Annotated in this window: 20 protein-coding genes and 2 tRNA genes; 17 read left to right on the forward strand and 5 right to left on the reverse strand. The window is 63.3% G+C overall.

The window, feature by feature from the left end; genetic code table 11:
• Nucleotides 1-2: 2 nt before the first annotated feature.
• Together HB676_RS01620 and tsaD are read right to left on the reverse strand one after the other, a co-directional pair.
• Nucleotides 3-983: an NAD(P)H-dependent glycerol-3-phosphate dehydrogenase gene (locus HB676_RS01620; protein WP_213735893.1), complete on the reverse strand. Its 981-nt coding sequence runs from the start codon at nt 981-983 to the stop codon at nt 3-5.
• Nucleotides 984-985: 2 nt separating this feature from the next.
• On the reverse strand, nt 986-2,077 hold the full coding sequence (gene tsaD / locus HB676_RS01625; RefSeq protein WP_213735894.1) for a tRNA (adenosine(37)-N6)-threonylcarbamoyltransferase complex transferase subunit TsaD: 1,092 nt from the start codon (nt 2,075-2,077) through the stop codon (nt 986-988).
• A gap of 129 nt (nt 2,078-2,206) precedes the next feature.
• Between tsaD and HB676_RS01630 the strand changes: the two genes are divergently transcribed.
• From HB676_RS01630 to HB676_RS01655, 6 genes are all read left to right on the forward strand, one after another.
• A complete protein-coding gene (locus HB676_RS01630; RefSeq protein WP_213735895.1) occupies nt 2,207-2,944 on the forward strand; it encodes a uroporphyrinogen-III synthase in 738 nt (245 codons plus the stop codon).
• Between the two features lie 150 nt (nt 2,945-3,094).
• The gene (locus HB676_RS01635; RefSeq protein ID WP_213735896.1) at nt 3,095-4,231 is read left to right on the forward strand and encodes a hypothetical protein; all 1,137 of its coding nucleotides are present in this window, start codon (nt 3,095-3,097) and stop codon (nt 4,229-4,231) included.
• 7 nt (nt 4,232-4,238) lie between these two features.
• The gene (locus HB676_RS01640; protein WP_213735897.1) at nt 4,239-5,984 is read left to right on the forward strand and encodes a heme biosynthesis HemY N-terminal domain-containing protein; all 1,746 of its coding nucleotides are present in this window, start codon (nt 4,239-4,241) and stop codon (nt 5,982-5,984) included.
• A gap of 125 nt (nt 5,985-6,109) precedes the next feature.
• Nucleotides 6,110-6,185, forward strand: a tRNA-Thr gene (locus tag HB676_RS01645).
• Nucleotides 6,186-7,273: 1,088 nt separating this feature from the next.
• Nucleotides 7,274-12,985, forward strand: a complete 5,712-nt coding sequence (locus HB676_RS01650) for a DUF4082 domain-containing protein (RefSeq protein ID WP_249780004.1) — start codon at nt 7,274-7,276, stop codon at nt 12,983-12,985.
• Between the two features lie 5 nt (nt 12,986-12,990).
• The gene (locus tag HB676_RS01655) at nt 12,991-14,271 is read left to right on the forward strand and encodes a GTP-binding protein (protein ID WP_213735899.1); all 1,281 of its coding nucleotides are present in this window, start codon (nt 12,991-12,993) and stop codon (nt 14,269-14,271) included.
• A gap of 128 nt (nt 14,272-14,399) precedes the next feature.
• On the opposite strand, the gene HB676_RS01660 is transcribed toward HB676_RS01655, so the two are convergent.
• Nucleotides 14,400-15,422 carry a polysaccharide deacetylase family protein gene (locus tag HB676_RS01660; protein ID WP_213735900.1) on the reverse strand — a complete coding sequence of 341 codons (1,023 nt, stop codon included), beginning with the start codon at nt 15,420-15,422 and terminating at the stop codon, nt 14,400-14,402.
• Between the two features lie 265 nt (nt 15,423-15,687).
• On the opposite strand from HB676_RS01660, the gene HB676_RS01665 reads away from it, so the two are divergent.
• Nucleotides 15,688-15,966 carry a hypothetical protein gene (locus HB676_RS01665; protein WP_213735901.1) on the forward strand — a complete coding sequence of 93 codons (279 nt, stop codon included), beginning with the start codon at nt 15,688-15,690 and terminating at the stop codon, nt 15,964-15,966.
• Nucleotides 15,967-16,086: 120 nt separating this feature from the next.
• Complete coding sequence (locus HB676_RS01670; RefSeq protein WP_213735902.1) at nt 16,087-16,296, forward strand: cysteine rich repeat-containing protein; 210 nt, start codon at nt 16,087-16,089, stop codon at nt 16,294-16,296.
• Nucleotides 16,297-16,410: 114 nt separating this feature from the next.
• Here HB676_RS01670 and HB676_RS01675 read toward each other — a convergent pair whose 3' ends face one another.
• Complete coding sequence (locus HB676_RS01675) at nt 16,411-18,102, reverse strand: MFS transporter (protein WP_213735903.1); 1,692 nt, start codon at nt 18,100-18,102, stop codon at nt 16,411-16,413.
• 258 nt (nt 18,103-18,360) lie between these two features.
• On the opposite strand from HB676_RS01675, the gene HB676_RS01680 reads away from it, so the two are divergent.
• The 6 genes from HB676_RS01680 (at nt 18,361) to HB676_RS01705 (ending at nt 24,444) form a co-directional block, all read left to right on the forward strand.
• Nucleotides 18,361-19,743 carry a cytochrome P450 gene (locus HB676_RS01680; RefSeq protein WP_213735904.1) on the forward strand — a complete coding sequence of 461 codons (1,383 nt, stop codon included), beginning with the start codon at nt 18,361-18,363 and terminating at the stop codon, nt 19,741-19,743.
• Nucleotides 19,744-19,833: 90 nt separating this feature from the next.
• Nucleotides 19,834-21,243 (forward strand): adenylate/guanylate cyclase domain-containing protein, encoded by a 1,410-nt coding sequence (locus HB676_RS01685; RefSeq protein WP_213735905.1) that lies wholly within the window; start codon nt 19,834-19,836, stop codon nt 21,241-21,243.
• 154 nt (nt 21,244-21,397) lie between these two features.
• Nucleotides 21,398-21,877, forward strand: coding sequence for a TerB family tellurite resistance protein (locus HB676_RS01690; RefSeq protein ID WP_213735906.1), 480 nt, complete (start codon nt 21,398-21,400; stop codon nt 21,875-21,877).
• Between the two features lie 249 nt (nt 21,878-22,126).
• Complete coding sequence (locus tag HB676_RS01695; RefSeq protein ID WP_213735907.1) at nt 22,127-22,906, forward strand: SDR family NAD(P)-dependent oxidoreductase; 780 nt, start codon at nt 22,127-22,129, stop codon at nt 22,904-22,906.
• Nucleotides 22,907-23,016: 110 nt separating this feature from the next.
• A complete protein-coding gene (locus tag HB676_RS01700; RefSeq protein ID WP_249780005.1) occupies nt 23,017-23,847 on the forward strand; it encodes a glutamine amidotransferase in 831 nt (276 codons plus the stop codon).
• Nucleotides 23,848-23,943: 96 nt separating this feature from the next.
• Nucleotides 23,944-24,444, forward strand: coding sequence for a nuclear transport factor 2 family protein (locus HB676_RS01705; RefSeq protein ID WP_213735908.1), 501 nt, complete (start codon nt 23,944-23,946; stop codon nt 24,442-24,444).
• Between the two features lie 99 nt (nt 24,445-24,543).
• On the opposite strand, the gene HB676_RS01710 is transcribed toward HB676_RS01705, so the two are convergent.
• Nucleotides 24,544-24,619, reverse strand: a tRNA-Ala gene (locus HB676_RS01710).
• A gap of 194 nt (nt 24,620-24,813) precedes the next feature.
• Between HB676_RS01710 and HB676_RS01715 the strand changes: the two genes are divergently transcribed.
• The 3 genes from HB676_RS01715 to folD are packed head-to-tail and all read left to right on the forward strand — an operon-like array spanning nt 24,814 to nt 26,327.
• Nucleotides 24,814-25,104 carry a YggT family protein gene (locus HB676_RS01715; RefSeq protein WP_213735909.1) on the forward strand — a complete coding sequence of 97 codons (291 nt, stop codon included), beginning with the start codon at nt 24,814-24,816 and terminating at the stop codon, nt 25,102-25,104.
• A 13-nt stretch (nt 25,105-25,117) separates the two neighbouring features.
• Entirely contained in the window at nt 25,118-25,441 is a 324-nt protein-coding gene (locus HB676_RS01720) for a DUF167 domain-containing protein (protein WP_213735910.1), read from the forward strand.
• 1 nt (nt 25,442) lies between these two features.
• Nucleotides 25,443-26,327, forward strand: a complete 885-nt coding sequence (folD, locus tag HB676_RS01725) for a bifunctional methylenetetrahydrofolate dehydrogenase/methenyltetrahydrofolate cyclohydrolase FolD (protein ID WP_213735911.1) — start codon at nt 25,443-25,445, stop codon at nt 26,325-26,327.
• Nucleotides 26,328-26,334 lie beyond the last annotated feature (7 nt).

Genomic DNA, 26,334 nt, shown 5'->3' on the forward strand with positions numbered 1-26,334 from the left:
TATTATCCCTCTGCCTTGAACGGCCGCGTCAAAAGACTCTCGATCGCATCGTCGATGGTGGTTGCGCCGTTCAGGATGGCGGCGACCGCATTTGACACGGGCATGTCGACGTCCTGCGCCGTCGCCAGTTCGATCAGTACGGGTGCAGTGAATTCACCTTCAGCGAGCTTGTCGCGCGGCCGTGCTTCGCCGCGTCCCAGCGCCATGCCAAGCGCGAAATTGCGCGATTGCGGGCTTGAACAGGTCAGGATCAGATCGCCCAGGCCCGACAGCCCCGCCATGGTTTCGCTGCGCGCGCCACAGGCTCGGCCGAGCCGCACGAGTTCGCCGAAGCCGCGTGTGGTCAATGCGGCCTGCGCCGAGGCGCCGAGTTTTTTGCCGGCGGCGATTCCCGCGGCGATCGCCAGCACGTTTTTCGCCGCGCCGCCGATCTCGACGCCGCGAATATCCGAGGTGTGATAGAGCCTGAAGCTCGGCGAACCCAAAGCTTGCGCCAATGCGCCGGCCAATTCGACTTCCTTTGCCGCAAGCGTGACCGCCGTGGGCAGGCCTCGCGCCACGTCTTCGGCAAAGCTCGGTCCCGACAGGATGGCCGGGCGCGCGTCGGGTGCTGCTTCCGCGATCACCTCGGTCATGAATTTATGGGTACCGCGCTCGATGCCTTTGGCGCAGGCGATGACCGGTGTGGCTCTGGCGAGATGAGGCGTGAGCGCGGTGACTGCCGCGCGCAAACTTTGCGCCGGTGTCGCAATCAGGATGATGTCGGCCAGTGCGGCGCGTGCGATATCGTCTGTCACGTCGATATTCGCCTGCAGCGTCATGCCCGATAATTTCGGATTGATGCGGGTTGCGGCGATCTGCGCGGCTGTGGCCGAGTTGCGCGGGCACAGTATCACCTTGCGTCCGGCACGCGTGGCGAGCGCGGCCAGCGCCGTCCCCCACGCGCCGGCGCCGATCACTGCGACCTTATCGAAGCCCGTCATCGCTAAAACCCTGCGCGCGTATTCGCGTATCCCGCCGGGGCCGTGGCGTTTTCGTCAAGCAGCCAGCGGGCGCGCGGCGGCGTGTCCATGGTGTCGCTGAGCCCTATTGCGAGCCGTTCCGCGCCAGCCCAGGCGATCATCGCGCCGTTGTCCGTGCACAGCGCGGGCGGTGGAATGATCAGCGTGGTCTGCGCTTTGGCGGCGACATCCTGCAGCGCCCCCCGAATGGCCTGATTGGCCGCGACGCCACCGGCGGCGACCAATGCGCGCGGCGGACCGAATTGTTCGTGAAACAACCTCAAACCGACGTTCAATCGGTCCGCGGTCGATTCCAGTACCGCAGCTTGAAAGCCGGCGCAGAGATCGCTGATGTCCTGCGGCTCCAGCGGATCGATCCGGCTGGCTTCGTTGCGCACGGCGGTCTTCAATCCCGATAGCGAGAAGTTGGCATCGCTGCGTCCGAGCATCGGCCGCGGAAACGCAAAGCGTTCGGCGTCACCGCCGCTGGCGGCGCGTTCGACTTCCGGTCCGCCGGGATAGGGCAGGCCGAGCATCTTTGCGACCTTGTCGAAGGCTTCGCCCATCGCATCGTCGACTGTGGTGCCGAGGCGCACATATTTGCCGACGCCGGTCACCGCCACGATCTGGGTGTGGCCGCCGGAGGCGAGAAACAGGCAATAGGGAAATGCCAACGCGCAAGTCAGTCGCGGCGTCAGCGCGTGGGCTTCGAGATGGTTTACTGCGATCAGCGGCGTGTTGTGCACCATCGCGATCGCCTTGGCTGTGGTGAGACCGACGATCACGCCGCCGATCAGGCCGGGGCCGGCGGCCGCGGCGACCGCGGAGAGCTGTGCAAAGTCGACGCCCGCTTCCTTCATCGCGCGCTCGACAATGCCGTCGAGCAGGTCGACATGGGCGCGCGCCGCGATCTCGGGCACCACGCCGCCATAGGCCGCGTGTTCTTCGGTCTGCGAGTGCACGATATTGGACAAAATCCGGCCGGTGCCGTCGCTCTGGCGCTCGACCACGGCGGCTGCGGTTTCATCGCAGGTGGTCTCGATACCCAGAACCAGCGTTCGCGTGTCGTTACCCAATTTGAGGCCTTGCGTTATCGGCGAAACCGGCGTTTTTCGTCGTCCAGAGTCAATATGGCTCTAGCATTGTGAGGTCTCGAAGTGCAATCGCCCGGTGACGCGAAAACCCCTTCAGCGACGGCGTGAAGCATGGCTATTCTCGTCACGCGCCCGCATCCGGACGATGAAGCTACCGCTTTGAGCCTGCGTGCCCGGGGCTTTGAGGTTTTGCTGGCGCCGATGTTGCGGTTTGAGCCGGTGGCCTTCGATGACGACGAGGAGATGCGCTACGGCGCGGTCATCGTCACCAGCGCCAATGCATTGCGCGGGATCGAACGTCAACTTAATGGCAGAGGCTTGCTGAAGCTGCCGCTGTTTGCGGTCGGCGAACATACCGCTGCCGCAGCCCGCAGCGTCGGATTCGAAACCGTGATTCCGGCCAAGGGCGACGCCGCCAGTCTGCGCGATCTGGTGCTGGCCAGTGCGAAGACAAAAGCGCTCAAGAAGACCAGCCCGCTGCTTTATCTGGCCGGCGCCGATCTGGCCCGCGATCTGGCCGGCGAACTCGGCGAGCGCGGATTCACCGTCGTCACGCAGACGACATACAGGATGGTTCCCCTCTCCAGCCTGCCGCGCGAAACCAGCGACGCCTTTGCCGCCAACCAGATCGAGGCGGTGCTGCATTATTCACGGCGTAGCGCGCGCGCGTTCCTGGAATCAGTTCGCGCCGCCGGTGTTGAAATATCGGCACTGGCGATCCCGCAATGCTGTATCTCGGCTGCCGTGGCCTCGGTGGTTCGCGACGCCGGGGCACCGCAGGTCATCACGGCGGCGTCACCGGATGAAAATGCCTTATTCGCGCTGCTGGACCGTGCTTTGCGAGCCTGATCGCGCTACAACGCGGGTTCGGACCAATTGAACGCCGGTTCAAGAAAACGCGTCAAATCAGAAGATTAGAGCTTGGTTCTATCCGGGTCAGGCTCTACGAGAGCGGGCCGATTCTGGTAGAGTTGGCTGGAGCCAAAGAGGAACCGCGGAATGGACGAAGACAGGCCCGAAGACACCACGCTGTCGCCGGATTCGGGCCGCGCCAAGCGCGCGCCGCCGACCATCGACCTCGAAGCCTCGGAAGTCTCAGGAGAAACCAAGGGAGCCGGCGCCGCAACGGATACGGCGCCGCCGCCCCGGCCATCGCGCCCATGGCTTTCGGCCGCGACCGCCACATCGGCGGTGACCGGCGCCGTCACGGCCGCGGTGGTGATTGCGGCGGCCTGGTATCTGGGATGGCCGGGTGAGGCAGCGGCGCCATCGGCCGCACCGCAAGCCAATACGGCCGCGATCGACACGCTGACGTCACGCGTCGCCGATATCGAATCCAAATCGGCCAAGCCTCCGGTCACTGCACCCGATCCGGCGGCCGCGGCGCGAATCGAAGCGCTGGAGAAAACCATTGTGGCGCTGCGCAGCGAAATCGCCGGCGCCCGCGCGCAATCCGAAAAGCTTAGCTCCGACGTCAATGCGGTGAAGTCAGCGCCGCGCGAAGCCGCAGCGCCGCCGGATCTCAGCGCGATCAACGAGCGCCTCAGCCAGATCGAGCGCGCCACCCGTGCCGAAAGCGCCGAGATCGCCCGGCAAAGCGCCAAGCCCGTGGACGATACCGGGCTTCGCCGTGTCGTGGTGGCATCGATGCTCGATGTCGCGGTCCGGCAGGGTGAGCCTTTCGCCGCCGCGCTGACCGCGGCGAAATCGCTTGCAACAGAAGCAAATGCACTCAAGCCGCTCGATGAATTCGCCACGTCCGGCGTGCCGAGTGCTGCGATTCTCAGCCGCGAATTGTTGACGCTGGTGCCGAAACTGTCGCCGCCGGCACCGGAAATGGCCACCACCGGGGCCGGGATTGTCGATCGCCTGCAGGCCGGCGCGGCAAAGCTGATTCGCATCGAGCGCACCGACGCTGTCGGCACCGACCGTGGCGCCATCGTCGCGCGGGTGACGGCCGCGGCGCTGCGCAATGATTCCGCCGAGGCCCGGCGCGAATTGAATACGCTGGCGCCGGCCGATCGCGCGGCGGCGCAGCCCTGGCTGGACAAGGCCGATCAGCGTGATGCGGCGCTCGCCGCCTCGCGTCAATTCGCGGCCGACGCCATGACGGCGCTCGCCAAACCGGCGCCATAGGATTTCGATGTACCGGATCATTCTGTTTTTGGTGTTGATCGCGCTCGCAGGCTGGGGCGCATCGTGGGTGGCCGATCAGCCCGGCGAGGTCTTGATATCGTGGAGCGGTGGGAAAGCGCATCCCTCCTTGCCGGTGTTCGTGCTGTTGGTCGGCATTGTCGTTGTCGCGTCGATTCTGGCGTGGACGATATTGCTTGCGTTCTGGCGCCTGCCGGAGCGTCTCAGGCGCAACCGGCGCGAACGGCGCCGCGCGCGGGGCCGTAACGCGATCACGCAAGGGTTGCTCGCGGTCGGCCATGGCGATTCCTCCGCTGCGCGCCAGCATGCCGATGTCGCACGCCGCCATGCCGCGGATGATCCGCTGGCGCTGCTGCTGCACGCGCAATCCGCGCAGCTCGATGGCGATCGCGTCGGCGCGCGAAAGGCGTTTCACGCGATGGCCGAGCGTCCGGACACAAGATTGCTGGGCCTGCGCGGCCTGTTCATCGAAGCCCAGCGCGCCGACGATCCGGTCGCGGCGGTCGGGATCGCGGAAGAAGCGCTGAAACTGTCGCCGGCGTCGACCTGGGCTTCGCAAGCGGTATTGGGATTTCGCTGCGCCAAGGGCGACTGGAACGGTGCGCTGGCGATCCTCGACAATAATCTCGCCTCGGGTCTGCTCGACAAGCCGGTCTATCGGCGCCAACGCGGTGTGTTGCTGACCGCGCGTGCGTTGGATCTTGAAAAGGTGGATCGTGATCTATCGCGTGAAAGCGTGATGGAGGCGATAAAGCTCGCGCCGACTTTGGTCCCGGCCGCGGTACTCGCCAGCAAATATCAAAGCGAGGCGCATCAGGTGCGCCGTTCGATGCGCATTGTGGAAGCAGCATGGCTCGCGCATCCGCATCCTGACCTTGCCGACGCGTACGCGCATGTGAAGCTCGGCGATTCCGCGCGGCAGCGGCTGGTGCGGGTCGAGACGCTGGCCGCGAAGGCGCCGGGTCATCTCGAGGGCGCGCTTGCGGTGGCGCGCGCCGCGATCGATGCGACAGAATTTGCGCGCGCGCGCGAGGCGCTGGCGCCGTTCGTTGCGGCGCCGACCCAGCGGGTTGCGATGCTGATGGCGGAAATCGAGCGCACCGAACATGGCGACAGCGGCCGGGCGCGGGCCTGGACCTTGCGCGCGGTGCGCGCGCTGCACGATCCGGTGTGGACCGCGGACGGTTATGTCAGCGATCGCTGGCGGCCGGTGTCGCCGGTATCCGGCCGGCTCGATGCGTTTCAGTGGCAGATGCCGCTGGCGGCCTTGCCGTCGGACAAAAATGCCGCGATTGAATCTTCGCCGTTCGAGGAGGCGATGCTCGCCGCCGCCCCGCGCCGCGTCGAGCCGCCGCGAGAGGTCGTGCAGGAATCCCCGCTGGAAGTTCCGCCCCCGGCTGCGCAGGACAATGTGCCGGTGAGTTCGACGCCAAAGCCCGCGATCGAGCCGGCGCCCGTTGTTGCGCCGATTCCCGCGGAGCCCGTGCCCGCGCCGCCGCCGACCGAGGCGGTTCCTGCTGCAGCCCCGCCGCTGTTCCGGGCGCGGCAGGATATCCCGAAAGTCGCCGACAAACCCGCTCTTGCGAGCATTCCCGCAGTGATTCCCATCATCCGGGCGCCCGACGATCCGGGAATCGACGATGAGGCGGTCAGCGACGAATTCGCCGACCAGATCAACCCGCCGCCGGGTCAGACCGGCGGCTGGCGCGGCTTCCTGTCCCGCTGGGGGAATTGAAGCATTTTCCAGCAAAAGCCTGCCTGAGACGGCTTCGGGCAGGTGTGTTTTTCTTGCAAAATCAGGCGTTGCCCGATATCAGGTGCACGCGTTTTCAGGCAGTTTCTGAGCGCACTGTTTGGTCCGCCGCAATAGCTCAGTTGGTAGAGCACGTCATTCGTAATGACGGGGTCACAGGTTCGAGTCCTGTTTGCGGCACCAACGGCGGCGCCTCGAATCCACGTCCACGAGCGGCTGACATTCGCAGGCGGTTACCCGCCACCCTTTATCATCATCTTATCATCATCGATGAAGTTGCCCCGGAAGACGTGAGGGCAACCGATGATGTCGACCTTGCCCGATATCCGAATTGGGCGGAGCTGCAGGTGCGGCTCTGTGAAAAAGAGTTTTCGGAGTCGCAGGACGACACGGTCATCTACCGGATACGGCTCGGTGACCGTCGGTATGCAAAAGGAATCGCAACCGCGATCGCTTGTCCGCTAACCGACACGCTCGTCATACTACGCCTGACGCCAAGGCTGTTCGTAGCAACGAAGCTGGACGCCTGTCTCGGTCGTGGTCGGCGCAACCTTCTCGCGAGGCGTGATATCGAGACATCCCTTGATCGTCGATAGCCCGGCCATGATCGCCAGGCTGTTTCATAAATTCCTTAGACAGTTCAATAAATTGGCGGGTTTTACAGAGATTTTAAATGTCGGAATAATATTTAAATTGATTTAATTCTAAATGTTAATTAAAAATCTTTTTTGTTTGCCATCACAGGCGATCTGATTGCCGTCGTGGAGAGGGAAAGCGCTATGGGCGCTCCGATAAAGCAAGACAAGTTTCAGAAAGCCAAGAAAACAAACGAAATACTCAGCGACGGGCGTTTCAACTTGCGCCTCCTGCCGCTCGGGAGCGCGGCGAGATCTCCATCCGATCCGGACAACGCCTCCGCGCAGCTCGCGACGGTCCCGGAATTGATGTCGGTCCATGCCATGGCTTCTGCCGGGTTTACGGCCCCTCTGGTGGCGAGCCCATCGTTTGCAGCGCCGGGCAGTTTCGTGGCGGCGCCTGCAGCAGTCGATGTCGTCCCGCCAGAGACTCCGGCAGCGCCCCGCCTCATTCAAGCTTCCGCAGATCTTAATACCGCCCCCGCTTCGGCGGACCCGACCTCCCCTGTCCTGATCCTCGCTTCGGCGCCATCCGGCGGCGGTTCTGTGATGCCGATGGCGACGCAGCCCTTGCCGATAGCAACGCCTGTCTTGTGTTGCGGTGTGTGCGGGTTCTATCAATGCCCGACGCAGGTCATGCTGACTGGCAATGGACTCGCCGGACAGATCACTGGCAGCCCACCCTTGTTTACCAACGTTGCCATGCCGGTCTCGACACAACTGGTCGGCGGAACCGCAGCTAACACTTTCTCGACGCAACTGGTCGGCGGAACCGCAGCCAGCAGCGGCTACCCGACCGGCAGCGGTCACACCTCCGGCGATTTCGGCATCCTTGGGGGCGCGGTCACGGACACGACCGTAGCACAGGCAGCGGCGCAACAGGCCGCCGTCGCGGCATCGCTGCAGGGCGTGCAAAACCTCAATCCCATCGTCCTCGAAAACATGAAGCCCGGAAATCCCGAAAGCGAGTGGGGTATCGACGGAGCGGGCGACAGCAATATCGAAGGCTTCGCCACCGACATCAGCGTCAACCACGGTTCGCCGATCAGCTTCAAGATCAACACGAATTCAACAGACTACCGGATCGATATCTACCGCCTCGGCTATTACGGCGGCCTGGGCGCGCGCAAGGTCGATACGATCGAGCACACCGGATTGCAGACGCAGCCCGACCCGCTTGTCGACCCCACGACAGGCTTGGTCGACGCCGGCAACTGGTCGGTTTCTGCAACCTGGAACGTTCCGGCGGACGCGGTCTCGGGCGTTTATATCGCCAAGTTGACGCGCCTCGACGGCACGGCCGGCGAGAACCAGATTCCCTTCATCGTGCGCGACGATTCCAGCACCAGCGACATAGTCTTCCAGACCAGCGACGAGACCTGGCAGGCCTACAACGGCTGGGGCATCGCTAATTTCTACGGCGGCGAGGGGCCTGCTACCGGCCAGGGTGGCGGGCGCGCCTATGAGGTCAGCTATAATCGTCCGATCGACACGCGCGGCGGCATCGGCACCGCCGCCGGGCCGCAGGACTACCTGTTCGGCGCGGAATATTCCTCGATCTCGTGGCTCGAGGAGAACGGCTACGACGTTTCCTACATGTCTGGCATCGATGTCGACCGCTACGGCAGCTTGCTCCTGAACCATAAGGTTTTCGTGGATTCCGGTCACGACGAATATTGGACGGAAAACCAGCGGAACAACGTCCAGGCCGCGCGGGACGCCGGCGTCAACCTGGAATTCTGGAGCGGCAACGAGATGTACTGGGAGACGCGGTTGGCTCCCAGCATCAGCAGCGGCCAGACCGATGACCGCACGCTGGTATCCTACAAGGAAACCTGGGCCAACGAGGACATCGACCCGAGCAGTCAGTGGACCGGTACGTTCCGTGACCCGCGCTTCCCTTCGCAAACCGGCGCTGGAACCCCCGAGAACAGCCTCACGGGACAATTGTTCACGGTCGACGACACGCGATCCACCATCGGCCTGAAATCGATCACGGTCCCCTACGACGACGCCAATCTCCGATTCTGGCGCAACACCAGCGTCGCCAATCTGCAACCCGGTCAGACGGCGACCCTGACCCAGAATTATCTGGGTTACGAATGGGACACCACGCCGGACAACGGCTTCGATCCCGCCGGTCTGGTCCAGCTTTCGTCGACCACGCTGGACGTCAATTCCTATCTTCTCGACTATGGCAACACCACGGGGAACGGAACCGCGACCCACTCGCTGAGCCTGTACCGGGCGCCGTCCGGCGCGTTGGTTTTCGGCGCGGGCACCGTCTATTGGTCTTGGGGGCTGAGCGACAATCACGACCTTGAGGCAACGCCGACCGACAGCCGCGTACAGCAGGCGATGGTCAACCTGTTCGCCGACATGGGGGTGCAACCCCAAACGTTGCAGTCGGGCCTTATCAAGGGCACGCCGAGTACGGACCATACACCGCCCGTCTCGACAATTAAGCCGATCGGAAACGTCAACGCAGGTAGCGTGGTCACCGTTTCCGGAACGGCGTCTGATGTCGGCGGCGTGATCGCGGGCGTCGAGGTTTCGACCGACGGCGGTGCGAGCTGGCACCCAGCGACGGGAGACGAAAATTGGACCTATAGCTGGTCGCCGCAGGTCCCGGGCCCGGTGACCGTCCAGTCGCGCGCCGTCGACGACAGCATTAATCTCGAGACACCGTCTGCCGGACAAACCGTCACGGTTGGAGCCTTCCCATATCTGACTGTATTTCCTGGAAGCGATATTCCGGCCGTGGTCAACACCACGGACGCGTCGGCCGTCGAACTCGGCCTGCAATTCTCGTCATCGGTGGCGGGAACCGTAACGGGCGTGCGCTTTTATAAGAGTAGCCAGGACATCGGCGTGCACACGGGCGAGTTGTGGTCGAGCACTGGAACGCTGCTTGCGACCGTGACCTTCAGCAATGAGACGGCAAGCGGCTGGCAATCCGCGAGTTTCTCCAGTCCGGTGACCATCACGCCGGGTCAGACCTATACGGTGTCTTACCACACCAATACGGGACATTATTCCAATACCGATGAGTTCTTCACCTCCCCGGTCAAGAGCGGGCCGCTAACGGCAGCCGCCGGCGTCTTCGCCTATTCGACCACGAGCCAATTTCCGACGGGCACCTATAATTCCTCGAATTTCTGGGTCGATGTGATGTTCAACCCCGCAGCAGGGGTTACAAACCATGCGCCAACGGCCGTTGCGGACACTGGCTTGACCGGAGCCCAGAACGCGGCCGTCGTCATCGCGGCGTCGCAGCTCCTCGCCAACGATTCCGATTTGGACGGCGACATCCTTTCGATCACTTCGGTGAGCGCGGCCTCGCACGGGACCGTCGCTCTCACCGCGCAATCCAATCCGCAGAATTCGATCATCACTTTCACGCCGGACGCCGGCTACACCGGCGCGGCATCGTTCTCCTACACGATCGCGGACGGGCGCGGAGGCACCTCCACTGCTCAGGTGAGCCTGACGATCCAGGCCGCAGGCAGTGCGTCATATAGTCTGTTCTCGATCGCGAACATTCCGGCCGGCACTGGAAACGACAACATACCGGTCGAGCTTGGCGTGAAGTTCACCGCCACGGCGGCGGGACAGGTGACAGCGCTGAAGTTCTATCGCTCGGCCAGCGACACCGGACCCGACGTGCTCGATCTCTGGAGCGCGACGGGCACGAATCTCGCCAGCGTCACCTTCACCAACACCAGCGCCAGCGGTTGGCAGACGGTGGCCCTGTCGACGCCGGTCAGGATCTCGGCCAACACGACCTATGTCGTCTCCTACCACACCACCGGCGCCTATGTGGCGACCGCCAATTACTTCACCAGCGCGGTCAACAGCGGCCCGCTCTCGGCGATCGCGGCCTCCAACGGCGTCTATACTTATGGCGGGACCAGCACGGCCGGCGTGTTTCCTTCGGGCACATTTAACGCGAGCAATTATTGGGCGGATGTCGCGTTCACGCCGCTCGGCGGATCGAACACCGCGCCGACGGCAGTCGCGGACACCGGCAGCGCCACGGAGAAGGGCGGCGTCGCCAATGGTATTGCCGGATCGACGGCCACCGGCAACGTGCTCACTAACGATACCGATCCCGACGCCGGCGACACCAAGACCGTCACCGCGGTCAATTTTGGAGCCACCGCAGGTGTGCTCGGCACGTCACTGACCGGCGCGCATGGTGGCCTCCTCCTCAATGCCGACGGCACCTACACCTATACGATCAACGAGACCGACGCTGCGGTCCAGGCGCTGCGGCTCCCCACCGATACACTGACCGATACGTTCAACTACACGATGAGCGACGCTGCCGGCGCGACATCCTCGACGACGTTGACCGTCACCATCCACGGCGCCAATGACGCACCGGTGCTGGCGGCCCAGACCGCGCAGCAGTCGGCCGTTATCGGCCAAGCCTATTCCTTCACGTTGCCGACCGGGACCTTCACCGATGTCGACAGTGGTGACAGCCTGACCTATGTCGCGACCGATTCGACAGGCGCGGCGCTGCCGAGCTGGCTCAGCTTCAACGCCACGACGCGCGCCTTCACCGGGACGCCGAGCGCTGCCAATGCTGGCACCGTCGCCGTCAAGGTCACCGCGACCGATGCCGCCGGCCTCTCCGCCAGCGAAATCTTCAACCTGAACGTCTCGACCCAGACTTACAGCCTGTTCAGCGCCTCGACGCCTGCGACGGCGCCAGGGTCCTTTGATGATGGTCAGCCGCTGGAACTGGGCGTGAAGTTCACCTCTTCGGCGGTGGGACAGGTGACAGCGCTGAAGTTCTATCGCTCGGCCAGCGACAACGGACCGGACGTGCTCGACCTTTGGAGCGCGACGGGCACGAAGCTTGCCAGCGTGACCTTCAGCAATACCAGCGCCAGCGGCTGGCAGACGGTGGCCCTGGCGACGCCGGTCACGATCTCGGCCAACACGACCTATGTCGTCTCCTACCACACCACCGGCGCCTATGTGGCGACCGCCAATTACTTCACCAGCGCGGTCACGGGCGGCCCGCTCACGGCGATCGCAGCCTCCAACGGCGTCTATACTTATGGCGGGACCAGCACAGCCGGCGTGTTTCCGTCGAGTTCGTGGAGCGCGAGCAATTATTGGGCGGATGTCGTATTCGCGACCGCAACCACGACCACGACCAACACCGCGCCGACGGCAGTCGCGGACACCGGCAGCGCCACGGAGAAGGGCGGCGTCGCCAATGGCATTGCCGGATCCGCGGCCACCGGCAACGTGCTCACCAACGATACCGATCCCGACGCTGGCGATATCAAGATCGTCACCGCGGTCAATTTTGGAGCCACCGCGGGTGTGCTCGGCACGTCGCTGACCGGCGCGCATGGCGGACTCGTCCTCAACGCCGACGGCACCTACACCTATACGATCAACGAGACCGACGCCGCTGTCCAGGCGCTGCGGCTCCCCACCAACACGCTGACCGACACGTTCAACTACACGATGAGCGACGCCGCCGGCGCCACATCCTCGACGACGCTGACCGTCACCATCCACGGCGCCAATGACGCACCGGTGCTGGCGGTCCAGACGTCGGCGCAGTCGGCCGTCGTCGGCCAAGCCTACTCCTTCACGTTGCCGACCGGGACCTTCACCGATGTCGACAGTGGCGACAGCCTGACCTATGTCGCGACCGATTCGACAGGCGCGGCACTGCCGACCTGGCTCAGCTTCAACGCCACGACGCACGCCTTCACCGGGACGCCGGCCGCGGCCGACGCCGGCACCGCTGCCGTCAAGGTCACCGCGACCGATGCCGCCGGCCTCTCTGCCAGCGAAACCTTCAACCTGAACGTCTCGACCGCGGCGTCCCAGAGTTTCAGCCTGTTCGACGCCTCAACGCCTGCGACGGCGCCGGGGTCCTTCAATGACGGTCTGCCGCTGGAATTGGGCGTGAAATTCACCTCTTCGACGGCGGGACAGGTAACGGCGCTGAAGTTCTATCGCTCGGCCAACGACAACGGACCGGACGTTCTCGACCTTTGGAGCGCGACGGGTACGAACCTTGCCAGCGTCACCTTCACCAACACCAGCGCCAGCGGTTGGCAGACGGTGGCCCTGGCGACGCCGGTCACGATCTCGGCCAACACGACCTATGTCGCCTCCTATCACACCACCGGTGCCTATGTGGCGAACTCCAATTACTTCACCAGCGCGGCCACCAGCGGCCCGCTCACGGCGCCCAGTGGCTCCAACGGTGTCTACGCCTATGGTGGGACCAGCACGGCGGGTCTGTTCCCGTCGAGCAGCTTCAATTCCGCCAACTATTGGGCTGATCTGGTTTTCCATCCTGCAGCTTGAGAGCCATGATCGAAACTGCCGACCAAAGGTTGCCCGTGACCGTTCTTACGGGCTTCCTCGGCGCAGGCAAGACGACGCTTCTCAATTACGTCCTGACCAATCGGGAAGGCCTGCGCGTCGCTGTCATCGTCAATGACATGAGCGAGGTGAATATCGACGCCGACCTCGTGCGCAACGGCGACGCGAGACTTTCCCGTTCGACCGAACAACTGGTCGAAATGACGAATGGCTGTATCTGCTGCACGCTCCGGGACGACCTGCTTGCCGAGGTCCGGCGGCTGGCCGCGGAAAACCGTTTCGACTATCTCGTGATCGAAAGCACCGGCATCGGCGAGCCGATGCCGATCGCGGCGACCTTCTCTTTTCGCGACGCCGAGGGTTTCTCCCTGTCTGACGTCGCGCGCCTCGACGCCCTTGTGACCGTCGTCGACGCCACAAGTCTGGCCAATTATTTCCAAAGCCGAAATCTCCTGACGGACCATGGCGAGCGCAGGGATGAAGCCGACCGGCGCACGCTGGTCGATCTTCTTGTCGAGCAAATCGAATTCGCCGACATCGTCGTCCTCAACAAGGTGTCGGATGCGCGCGAGGCGGAGAGCGCCAAGGCGCGATCCATCGTCGCCGCGCTGAACGGGGACGCCGTGGTGATCGAAACGGACTATGGACGAGCGCCCCTGAGCGCAATTCTGGATCGCTGTTTGTATGACCCGGCCAAGGCGGCGCTGCACCCGTTGTGGCGCCGGGAGCTGGATCAGCTCGAGACCCATGTGCCGGAGACGGAGGCCTATGGCATCGCCTCGTTCGTCTATCGTGCGCGCCGGCCTTTCCATCCGGGGAAGTTTCTTGACTTCCTGGGCAGGCCTTGGCCGGGAATTCTGCGCGTGAAAGGCCATTTCTGGCTGGCGACGCGGCCCGACTGGGCGGGAATGCTCTCGGTCACGGGGATTCAGCGGCGATGCGAGCCGAGCGGATTGTGGTGGGCTTCGGTCCCCCGCGAAACATGGCCGAGCGATGAAAACTTCCTTGCGTACCTCGAAAGCCGGTGGGACGCCGTTTGCGGCGATCGCCGGCAGGAGTTGGTCTTCATCGGAACGGGTCACGACGACGCAGCGCTGCGGACCATGCTGGACGAGTGCTTGATCGATTTGCCGGCGACGGGGCCCTCAACTGCCGCGAAGCTCGCCGATCCGTTTCCCGATTGGGGACTTTCGACGCTCCCCAATGGGGCGACGGACTCGCAGCCACGGGCCGAGCGCGAAAGCCTCACACCGCTGACGGTTTCCTGACTGTCGAAGCAAGAATACGTGGATGGCCGGGCCATGGGCGAGCGGAAGCGGCACCGTCCTACGGACGGTTACGACCCCCGGCCCTCACAAAAAAATAATCGGTTTGCGCGACTTCCGAGACCGCTCTACTACTGCGAAACCGTCTGGACCACGCTGTTCACCGGCCGCAGGCTGGTCGGCGGCAGCTTCATGTCCTTGACCAGCGCTTCGTCATATTCCGGCAGCGTCTGGTACGTGGTCTTGGCTTTCATCAACACGACCTTGTAGCCGCCGGCCTTGAGGCGGCGCAGCAGTGTGGGCATCGCTTCGGCAGTGTGCTTCTGGAAATCGTGCATCAGGATGATGCCCTTGCCGAGCTTGTCGAGTTTGGTCATCACGGTGTTGATGATCTGTGTCGCATCCTTGGCTCTGAAGTCAAAGGAATCGACGTCGCAGGAGAACATCGCGACGTTGCGCGTGCCGAGATAAGCCATCGCGGCCGGGCCGTGTTGCAATTCGGGGAAGCGGAAGAACGGCGCCGGTCCGGTGCCCAGCGCCATCTTGACGGCGCTGTAGCCTTTTTCGATTTCGTCCTTCGCCGCCTGCTCGGTCATCTTCTTGCTGTTCAGATTGGCGTGCGACCAGGTGTGCGCGCCGACGGTGTGGCCGGCTGCGGCCACTTGCCGCAGAATCTCCGGATGATAGGTGGCGTGCTTGCCGATCGAGAAGAACACCGCCTTGGTGCATTCATCGGCGAGCGCCTTGAGCACGGCGGGCGTATTGCCCGGCCACGGGCCGTCGTCGAAGGTCAGCACGACTTCCTTGTCGGCCAGAAAATCAAGTTGCTTGAAATGCTCGAAACCAAAGCCCGGTCCGCCCGTGGTGTCGATTTCGACCACGCGGCTGAGGCCAAGCGCGTCCGGATTGGCGCAAACGGTCTTGACCGGCTGCGGCGCAACGGGCGGCTTTTCCGGGATCGTGCCGGTGACTTCAATGTCGCGGGACGCGCTGGCTTTGGCGGTGGCGGGCGGAACCTGCGGAGGTGGGGTCTGCGCGGCCGCGACGATCTGGGGCGCGAGCTCATGGCCCGGATGGGATGTCCAGAACCACACGCCGGCGATGACGACCGCCGCCACGACACTCGCCAACATCAGACCGACCGCATTACGCATGGTTACGCTTCCTTAAATACGCACGACAAAATTGGAGCCATGTCATTTATGGAAAATAGTTATTAACGCCCCACCAACGCGGCCCTGGTTCCGCCGCGCTAATTAGCAGCACCCGTAACGGGCTCTCGGGAGGGCCATCTGGTCGAGTGACCGAGGTCACATTCGGCTTATGGAGTGATGGAGGTCACAGTTGATGCCGCGCCGTCGAGGCACAAACAGGCATCAACAACGCGCCGCCGACCCGGCGATACCCTTGGAGCCGAACATGACCGCATCTCACACCAGGACACTTCGCCAGGCCGGTTTAGTGCTGGTTTTCGCCGTCTCGCTGTCCGGGCTCTGCTCGACCCAAAGTTTTGCCTTCAGCGCCGAGGCGCAGCAGATGTGCACCGGCGATGCGTTTCGCCTGTGCAGTCCCGAAATCCCCAATATTGCGAAAATCACCGCCTGCATGGTGAAGCATCGGTCTGATCTGAGCGCCGGCTGCAGGACTGTGATGGACCGGGATCTGGCCCGGCAATCCAGCAAGGTCGCGGCGCAGTAATCAGCCGCGACGTTATGCCTCGCGGGTTCCTGGCCCTGCGAATTGGTGCAGTTGGGGCGCATTGACATCGATCGCGCGGCAGACTCTGATCCCCGCATAATTGAGGCAAGGCGTGATCATATGACCCGAATTCTTTTTATTGTTCCATTTGTCCTGATGCTTTCCGCAGCGTCGGCGCAGCAAGGGCATGACGCCTGTGCGCGGGATGTCTCGCGTCATTGCCGGGCTGTGATGAACGAGGGCGATTCGGCGGTTCTGGGCTGTCTCAAGCAACACCGCGCCCGGCTCAGCAGGGCCTGCGACAAGGTGCTGACCGACAACGGGCAGTAACTAAATCCCCGTCATTCCGGGGCGCGCGTAGCGCGAACCCGAAATCTAGAAGTAATAAGCGCGAGATTCCAGGTTCGATGCTTTGCATCGCCCCGGAATGACGACTCTGCTATTTTACGTACCGCTGCTGCCCGCAGCGGCGGAAGCGATCGGCAAGACCTCGTTCGCGGCAATGTCGGGGCTTTCTTCTTTCCAGCGCACCGATCCGAACGGCCGCTCCAGCATGCGGCGGATACGGATCGGGTCCGGGCCGAGGTGAAAGGCGATCGCCTGCAGATGCAGCGCGCGTTCGGATTGCGTCGCGCGATTTCGCTGGCGCAGATAATCCAGCCAGGTCGGGCAATGATAGCGCTCGGTCCATAATTCCGGATCGGCGATGTCGCGCGCGATCGACCAGCCATAGGCGCCGCTGCGCTGGCGGCTGAGCTGCACGTCCTGCATCACATTGTGGAAGGCGCGCGCGTTTTCCTGCGCCACGCGATATTCGATCTCGACAACCAGCGGTCCGCTCCGCGCGGTCAGCGACAATTGCACTTCGGGGTCGGCGAGCATTTCCGCGTCTTCGTTGCGCGCGCCGACCGGCGGCATGTGCAGCCACAGGCCGAGCACCGGGGAAGCAAACATCAATGCGCCGGAAACCAACAGTGCCGTCTCGACGCCGACCTGATCGGTCAGATGTCCCCAGCCCCAGCTTCCGATCGCGATGCCGCCGGCGATCGAAGCCTGGTACGCCGCCAGCGAGCGGCCGGCGACCCAGCGCGGTGCCGAGAGCTGCACACCGATATTGAACAGCGCGACCGCAAGCATCCATGCCGCGCCCGCCACCACCAGCGCCGCGGCGGTCAGCACCGGCTCGCGGCTCAGCGCTACGGCGACGATCGCGCCGCCCATCGACAGCGCGCAGGCGCGGATCGCGGCTTCGCCGCTCATGCGCTTGCGCACCTCGGCGATGTTAAGCGCACCGACCACCGCACCCATGCCGAACGCGCCGAGCATGATGCCGTAGGTTTGCGCGCCGCCATGCAACAGGTCGCGCGCCACCAGCGGCATCAGCGCCGAGACCGAGCCGCCGAGAACGCCGGTCACCAAGGTGCGCGCAAGAACAATGCGGATCGAGGGCGAGTTGGCGATGTAGCGCACGCCGGAGACGATCGCCCGGTTGAGACGTTCGCGCGGCAATCGCGATGGTTCGTTGGTGCGGCGCCACAGAAACAGCACCACCAGCAGCGGAATATAAAGCACCGCATTGGCGGCGAAGGCCGCGACCGCGCCGGCGGTCGCGACCACGATGCCGCCGATCGCCGGGCCGAAACTTCGCGCGATATTGTAGCTGATGCCGTTCAGCGCCACCGCGGACGGCAGCGTCTCCGCCGGGACCTGTTCGCTGACCGAGGATTGCCAGGCGGGACCGAACAGCGCCATGCCGCTGCCGACGACGAAGCAAAACGCCAATAAGGTCTGCGGCGTGATCAGGCCCAGCCACGCCAGCACCGATAGCGCGGTGGCGCCCGACAGCGCGATCGCCAGCGAGATCAGCGCGACGATGCGCCGGTCATACATGTCGGCAATGGCACCGGCCGGCATCGAGATCAGCATCACCGGCAGCATCAGCGCGGTCTGCACCAGCGCGACCTTGTCGGCCGACGACGTCATCTGGGTCATGGCCCAGGCCGCCCCAACGCCCTGGATCAGGAGACCGAGATTGGAAAGCAGGCTCGCCAGCCAGATCCGCCGGAACACGGAATGCCGCAACGGCGCGGTGACGCCATCGGCCGACAGCATCGAGCGCCTTGGCTGTTCCGTCATCGCCCGCTCCATGGAGGCCGGCCGTTGCCGGTCCTTGATTCCTGCCTTTTGCAGTGATGCCCGTGAAAGTCCTTGGCTGTCCAGTGGTTAGCTCCAGGCAAAAATACGGCAAACAGCGCGCAGCCAACAACCGGCCGTTCGCGGCAGATATTCCGCCGGATGGTATTGGCCGAGGAGTGCCTTCATGGCGCCGGGATTCCGGAGCTGATAGGATGACGCGACGCCGATCTCGTCACGTAGCTTTTAGCGAGGACGCCCGTGAGCATAGCCGAAGCCTGGGATATTCCGGTCACGCCGCTGGTGCCGCCAAGCCCTCCACGCGCCTCCGAAACCCTGACCGCGTTGAAGCGGATGGCGTTGATGCGCGAAAGCATGATCGCGACCTGGGGGCAGCCCGCCTACGAGGAGGATGTCATCCAGGGTCGCTTTCTCGGGCGCAACAGTTTCATCATCAACGACCCGAATGCGATCCGGCATGTGCTGGTCGACAATTACGAGAACTACACGCGAACGCCGGCCGGCATCCGCGTGCTGCGTCCGGTGCTCGGCGAAGGCCTGCTGATTGCCGAGGGCCGTACCTGGAAGCACCAACGCCGAACGCTGGCGCCAGCTTTCACGCCGCGCGCGGTGGCGCCGATGATTCCGCACATGATTGCGGCGACCGATGAAACGATCGCGAAATTGCAGTCCCTGAGCGGCGGCCCGGTCGACCTGCGCGAAGCGTTGCAGCGCATGACGCTCGAGATCGCCGGGCGCACAATGTTCTCGTTCGAGATGGGCCGTCACGGCGCGACCTTGCGCGACTTCGTGATGGAATATGGCGCGCGGCTGGCGCGGCCGCATTTTCTCGACCTGCTGTTGCCGCTGGGCTGGCCGAGCCCACAGGATTTTTCCCGCGCCCGTTTCCGCAGGCGATGGACGCAGTTCATCGGCACTTTGATGAAAGAACGCCGTGCCGCCGGCAAGAACGAAGGCGCGCCGGCGCGCGACCTGTTCGACCTGATGGAGGCCGCGCGCGATCCGGAGACCAATGAGGCCTTCAGCGACGCGCAGCTCGGCGATCAGGTGGCGACGATGATTCTGGCCGGCCACGAGACCACCGCGACGGCGCTGTTCTGGTCGTTGTATCTGTTGGCGCTGGATGGCCCGACCCAGGACCAACTGGCGGCGGAGGTCCAGGGCGCGACCGCGAACGGCACGCTCGATCTCGACCGGCTGAAATTTACCCGCGCGGTGGTCGATGAAACCATGCGGCTCTATCCGCCGGCGTTTCTGATCGCGCGCGCGGCCTATGCCGCCGACACGGTCGCAGGCCGGCCGGTCAAGAAGAACGACGTGATTTTGATTGCGCCATGGCTTCTGCATCGTCACGAAAAACTCTGGGACAATCCGAACGCGTTTGTGCCCTCGCGCTTTATGCCGGGTATGCCGCCGCCGGATCGCTTCGCCTATCTGCCGTTCGGCGTCGGCGCACGGGTCTGTATCGGGGCGCATTTTGCGCTGGTGGAGGCCACATTGGCGCTCGCCAAACTGATCGCCGCTTTCCGGGTCGAGCTTGTCGACAAGGAGCCGGTCATGCCGCTCGGTGTGGTGACGACGCAGCCCGATCGCTCGCCGATGTTTCGGATTACACGCCGCTGACCGGAAGCTTTCCTGCGGGATGGATTCAGCCGCTTGCCGCGTGACCCGCCCTTGCATGAAGGTGTCGTCAATCTCATTTAAGTCTCCGGTATGAACGATATTCAGGCGCAATTTTCAGTATTGAAACAGGCGGCCGACCCGGTCGTGGCCGACGCAATCGCGCGCCTGATCGAGACCGGCGCGGACCACGAGCTTAACCGGATCAATCTTCTGGATTTTTCCAGGCGCACCGGCCTCGACGAGGAGCGGGTGATTTCCGGCTTTCTGCATGCGTCGCGGCTCGGGATGTTCGATCTATCCTGGAACGTGCTGTGCCCTGGCTGCGGCGGCGTTCTGGATGCCCACAGTACGCTGAAATCGCTGCGCCATGATGAATATCAGTGCGGGCTGTGCGCCACCGGTTACGAAGCCTCGGTCGACGAACAGGTCGAGGTTGCCTTCACCGTCAGCCCCCGGATCCGGCAGATCGCGGCGCACAATCCCAATTCGCTGCCGATCTGGGAATATTTCAAGCAGGTGTTCTGGAGCTCCGGCGTCGATTTCGATCAGGAGTCCGCCGACGCGTTGACGGATGAGGTGGCGCTGGACACGCGTGAATTGCCCGCCGGTGAGAAGGCGGAGCTGTCGCTGCAACTGCCGGCGGAATTCATCATCGTGTTCGAGCCGGTGACGCATGCCGCAACGTTTATCGACGTCCAGGGCGAGCCGACCCAGGAAGTTCAGCGAATATCCTTGACCTATGCCAAGGCCCATGAGCCGGTCGAAACCATCACATTGCGCCCCGGCCCGTTGCTTCTGTCGCTAGATAATCAGACCGGCGTGCGGGTGCTGCCGTCGGTCTTTGTCGCCGCCGATGCGCTCCATCATCTGATCCGCAAGCGCAAGCCGTTGCTGACCGCCAAGCGGATGCTGACCAACCAGACGTTTCGCGATGTCTACAAGGCCGACAACCTCAATATCGATCAGCGGCTCAAGATCACCTCGCTGACGTTCCTGTTCACCGATCTCAAGGGCTCAACTGCGCTCTATGAGCGGGTCGGCGATCTCGCCGCCTTCGATCTGGTCCGCGCGCATTTTCACGCCTTGCTGGAAATCATCGCATCCGAGAAAGGTGCCGTCGTGAAGACGATCGGCGATGCCGTGATGGCGACCTTCGTGCGGCCTGAACATGCGCTGGCTGCGGGGTTGCGGATGCGGGCTGCGATGGATGCGCTTAATGCCCAGCGTGGCACCGATGATCTCGTGGTCAAGATCGGCATTCATGAAGGACCGTGTCTCGCCGTGATGCTCAATGAGCGGCAGGATTATTTCGGACAGACCGTCAACATTGCCGCCCGGGTTCAAGGCCTCGCGACCTCGCAGTCGATTCACATCACCGGTCCGGTGATTGACGCCCCTGCCGTGGCCGCGCTGCTGGACAAGAAGGCGATTGCGCCCATTCAAAAACACGCGGCGCTGCGGGGCATTGCCGACAAGATCGTGGTTTACGAAATCCCCTGAACGAATCCCCTGTTAGATTGCCTATTCGTAATGCGGTTTGGGAACTTGCGCGGATTGCGCGCCGGGAATTTCCAGCCCATATATTGGCTATCGCCACGATGCGGCAGCCAAGCGACGTCACACGGTTTATCCCACGCGATATCGGTAGGAAGTAATGCTGGACGGATTACGCCAATTCATTGCCGACGTTATTTCTCCCGGCGGACACGAGGGCCGGTCGTTCGACGACACCGGCTATCGTCTGGCAGCGACCGCGTTGCTGGTGCACGTCATCTCGCTCGATGGCGAACCATCCGAAGTCGAGAAGCGGAAACTTCACAGCCTGATCGAAAGCCGCTTCGGACTTGATCCGGGAACTGCCGATCAACTGATCGCCTCCGCAACCCTGGTCGAGGGCGAGGCGGTCGATCTCTATCATTTCACCAGCGTCATCATGCGTTCGGTGGATGAGGCGGGCCGCCTGCGCATTGTCGAAATGATGTGGGAGCTGGTTTACGCCGACGGGCAGGTCAGCGAGTTCGAGGACAATGTGGTGTGGCGTGCCGCCGATCTGCTCGGCGTGTCGTCGCGGGACCGGATTGATCTCAAGCATCGTGTCGCCGGGACGCAATCTGCGCCGGCCGCCGGCAATTGAGGTTGTGGGCAGGCCATCCGGCACGTCCCGGTGCAGCGTGTTTCGATCTTCCGATACCGGACATGACGAAACTTTAATTTCGTCGCCCGTCGCGCGCTGCAATACGCGCTTATCCCCCCAAATCCTCTCGTTTAATTCTCCCGATCCCGGATTTGATAGCACCGAAATGCTTGCAGGCGGCTTGCATCCCGCTTAAGGCGTATGCTGCCTTCCTGGGCATAGCCTGCCATTTATTTACGAGCATCGATCGTGACTGAGCGTGTGACGCTGATTACCGGGGCCTCGGCTGGAATAGGTGCCGAACTGGCTCGGGTTTTCGCTTCCAAGGGCCATCGCCTCGTGCTGGTGGCGCGACGTGCGGATCGCCTGACGGCGCTAGCCGCCGAAATCGGCGCCTGCGGCGGCGCGCTCCCGATGGTGATTCCCTGCGATCTCGAACAGCCTGACGCCTGCGACCAGGTCGCCGCCGCGCTTTCCGCGGCCGGGGTGGAGGTCGAGTTTGTCGTCAATAATGCCGGATTCGGCTTGTTTGGCACCGCGGCCGAACTGAACCGTGGGGAGCAGCTGGGCATGATTGCGGTCAACATTCGCGCGTTGACCGATCTGTCGCTGCGGTTTGCCGATCAGTTGATTCGTAATCGCGGCGGTATCCTCAATCTGGGATCCATCGCCGGCTTCCTGCCGGGACCCGGCATGGCTGTGTATTACGCCTCCAAGGCCTATGTTCTGTCGTTCACCGAAGCGCTGCGCGGCGAGCTCGGTCCGCGTGGCGTACGCGTCACCGCGCTGTGTCCCGGGCCGGTGCCGTCGGAATTTCAAAACCGGGCGGGGTTCGCTCCCGGATTCGATTCCGCAGTCCTCAATGTCTCGGCGGCGAATGTCGCGCTGGCCGGATACCAGGGGTTGATGGCCAACAAGCGGGCCGTATTGCCCGGTGTCGGCATCAAAATCGTGCCGGTTCTGCTGCGGCTGTTTCCCCGTGGCTTCATCCTGGCGGCGGTCGCCCGTTTTCAGCTGCGCAAACGCTGACCGGCCTGTCGGGGCCGGTTCTGGCCCGTGATTTGCTTATTCACGGCCGTGAACTCAACAGACCTGCGCTCACACGAAATTAACGATTGCTTAGCTATGATTCCGGCTTGATGCGCAAAGAAAAGTCGATGCTGTTTCAGTTGATCGAGGCCAATACCGGAACCGTGCACCGTCTGCCGGGCAGACTATCTCCGGCCGTGGCGCCTTCAGCCGACATTGAGCCTCTTCTGCCGGTTCTGATCATTCTTCATCAGGAAACCTCGACGCCGGGCCGCGTAGGCAATGCGTTGCGGGCGCTCGGGCACCCCCTGGATATCCGGCGCCCCCGGTTTGGTGATGCGCTTCCCGAAACGCTGGATGATCATGCCGGCGCGGTGATTTTTGGCGGGCCGATGAGCGCCAACGATCCGGATGAATTCGTTCGCCGCGAGATCGACTGGATCGAAGTGCCGCTGCGGGAGCAACGGCCGTTTATGGGAATTTGCCTGGGCGCGCAGATGCTCGCGATGCAACTCGGAGCCCGGGTTGCGCCGCATCCGCAGGGACGCGCGGAGATGGGATATTATCCGATCCGTCCCACGGCTGCAGGGCTCGATCTGTGCCGGCATTGGCCCGAACATGTCTATCATTGGCACCGCGAAGGATTCGACCTGCCGCGCGGCACTGAATTATTGGCAGAGGGATGCGACTTCCCGGTGCAGGCATTTCGATCGGGCCATTCGTTCGGCTTCCAGTTCCATCCCGACGTGACCTACGCGATGATGCATCGCTGGACGACGCGCGGCGATGCGCGCCTCGAAATGCCGGGCGCCTGCCCGCGTCACCAGCATTTCGCCGACCGCGCCGTGCACGACGTGATTGAGCGCGCTTGGCTCAATCACGTCCTCGATGGGTGGCTGGCCCGGATGCCGGTGTCAGTGATGTCGGAAGCCGCGGAATAGCGCGCTTCTCATATCGCGTTCCAGGGACCGCTTCAAAACCGCCAATATGATATAGCGTCGGGCCAACAAGCCCGCGATGGCGCATGGGAGCGGAACATGACCAGCGATGAATTCGCAGCGCTGCTGGATGAATTGACGCGATCGGCCGAATCCGGCGACGGCGCGCGCTTCGCCCGGCATTTCACCGAGGACGCCGTCTATGACGATTACATCTACGGCGCCCATCGCGGCCGTGCCGACATCGCGCATATGATGCAAGATTTGTTTCATCGCGATGCCGCCGACTATCGGTGGGAAATGTTCGATCCGGTGTTCGACGGCGAAAAAGGCTATGCGTGGTCGCTGTCGAACTTCACGTCGAAAATCCCACAATTCGCCGGCCGCCATGTCGTGATCGACGGCATCAGCCGGTTTGTCGTGAGGGATGGCCTGATCGCGGAGTACCGCGAATCGGTCAATGGCGGCGTGGCGATGGTTCAGCTCGGGGTCGAGCCCGAGCGCATGAGCAGGGTGTTCAAGCGCTGGGCCGGCTGGCTGAACGAGCGTCCGGAGACACAGGCGTATTTGGTGCGGGGGAAGCGGTCGCGGGGCGGGTGAGCTGTCAGATACAGCCCGTCTTCGCCCTGCGGGCTACGACGCGGCAGCCTTCGCTGCGTCTGGGCTTGCCGAGCCGAAGCAGGCGCAGCCTGCGAAGGCTGGTGGAGCCAGGCGGGATCGAACCGCCGACCTCGTCATTGCGAACGACGCGCTCTCCCAGCTGAGCTATGGCCCCATCGTGGCCGCCTAAATGGGAAGCGGGCGGCCAGCAATCGGCGCCATTTACAATCCGCGCCAAGGCCAAGTCAAGAACGGCGAAATTGCTGATTTTCCGGGCCATTTACCGGGAAGTTCCCTTGTTTGGGAGGGGGGGAACCGATATTTAGCAGGAAGTCGAATCCACGACCGAACCCCGCGAGTAAGCCTGCCATGCGTGCCGTTCTCGACATCGTTCTCATCGTTCTGGATCTCTATGTCTGGCTATTGATCGCCTCGGCCATCCTGTCCTGGCTGATCGCCTTCAATGTCGTGAACACGCGCAACCAGTTCGTGTCGGCAGTGGCCGAATTCCTCTACCGGATCACCGAGCCGCTGCTGGCGCCAATACGCTCGATCATGCCGAATCTGGGCGGCCTCGATATCTCGCCGATCATCCTGATTCTGATAATCATGTTCCTGCAGCGGGTGATCCAGTACTACATTTATCCCGCCGTATTCTGATCGCGGACGATGTATGGCTGACCCTTGGCGCTATTCCACCCAGGGTATCAGCGTCGCGTTGCGGGTCACCCCGCGGGGCGGCCGCGACGATATCGACGGTATTGAAACGCTCGCCAACGGCCGCAGCGTGGTCAAGGTCCGCGTCCGCGCCATCGCCGATGGCGGCGAAGCCAACCGTGCGGTGACGGAGCTGGTCGCAAAAGCGCTCGGCGTCACCAAGGCCAGTGTGCGGATTCTGTCCGGCACGACCTCGCGCCTCAAGCAGGTTGCCGTCGATGGCGATCCCGCAAAGCTTGGCGCGATGCTGCGCGAACTGACCGCGTTGAAGAAGGATTGAGATGACAGCCCAGATCATCGATGGAAAAATCATTGCCGCCGATCTTCGCGCCCGCGTCGCCGACGAGGTCGCGCGCGTGCAGCGGGATCACGGGATCACGCCCGGCCTTGCGGTGGTGTTGGTCGGCAGCGATCCCGCGAGCCAGGTCTATGTCCGCAGCAAGCACAAGCAGACACAGGCGGCCGGCATGGCGTCGTTCGAGCATGTGTTGCCCGCGGACGTCGCGCAAAACGATCTGCTGACGCTGATCGCGCAGCTCAACCGCGATCCCTCCGTGCACGGCATTCTGGTGCAATTGCCGCTGCCGAAATCGCTCGACACCGAAACCATTATCAACGCGATCGATCCGGCCAAGGATGTCGACGGGCTGCACCCGAACAATGCCGGGCGTCTTGCGGGCGGACTGGCCGCATTGTCGCCCTGCACGCCGCTCGGCTGCATCATCCTGACCAAGAGCGTGCATGCCACGCTGGAAGGCATGAATGCGATCGTGATCGGCCGTTCCAATCTGGTCGGCCGTCCGCTGGTGCAATTGCTGCTGAATGAAAACGTGACGGTGACGATCGCGCATTCGCGCTCGCGCGACCTCGCGCAATTATGCGCCCGCGCCGATCTGGTCTACGCCGCCGTCGGCAAGCCCGAAATGGTGCGTGGCGACTGGATCAAGCCAGGCGCCACCGTGATCGATGTCGGCATCAACCGGCTGCCGGACGTAGACGGCAAAACCCGCCTGGTCGGCGATGTCGCCTTTGCCGAAGTCTCGCAGGTTGCAGGCGCCATCACGCCGGTGCCGGGCGGAGTCGGCCAAATGACCGTGGCGTGCCTCTTGGTCAACACGCTACGCGCGGCCTGTGCGATTCACGGATTGCGGAAGCCAGCGGTGTAAAACCGCG

The sequence above is a fragment of the Bradyrhizobium sp. dw_411 genome (genome assembly GCF_018449695.1).
Lineage (GTDB): Bacteria > Pseudomonadota > Alphaproteobacteria > Rhizobiales > Xanthobacteraceae > Bradyrhizobium.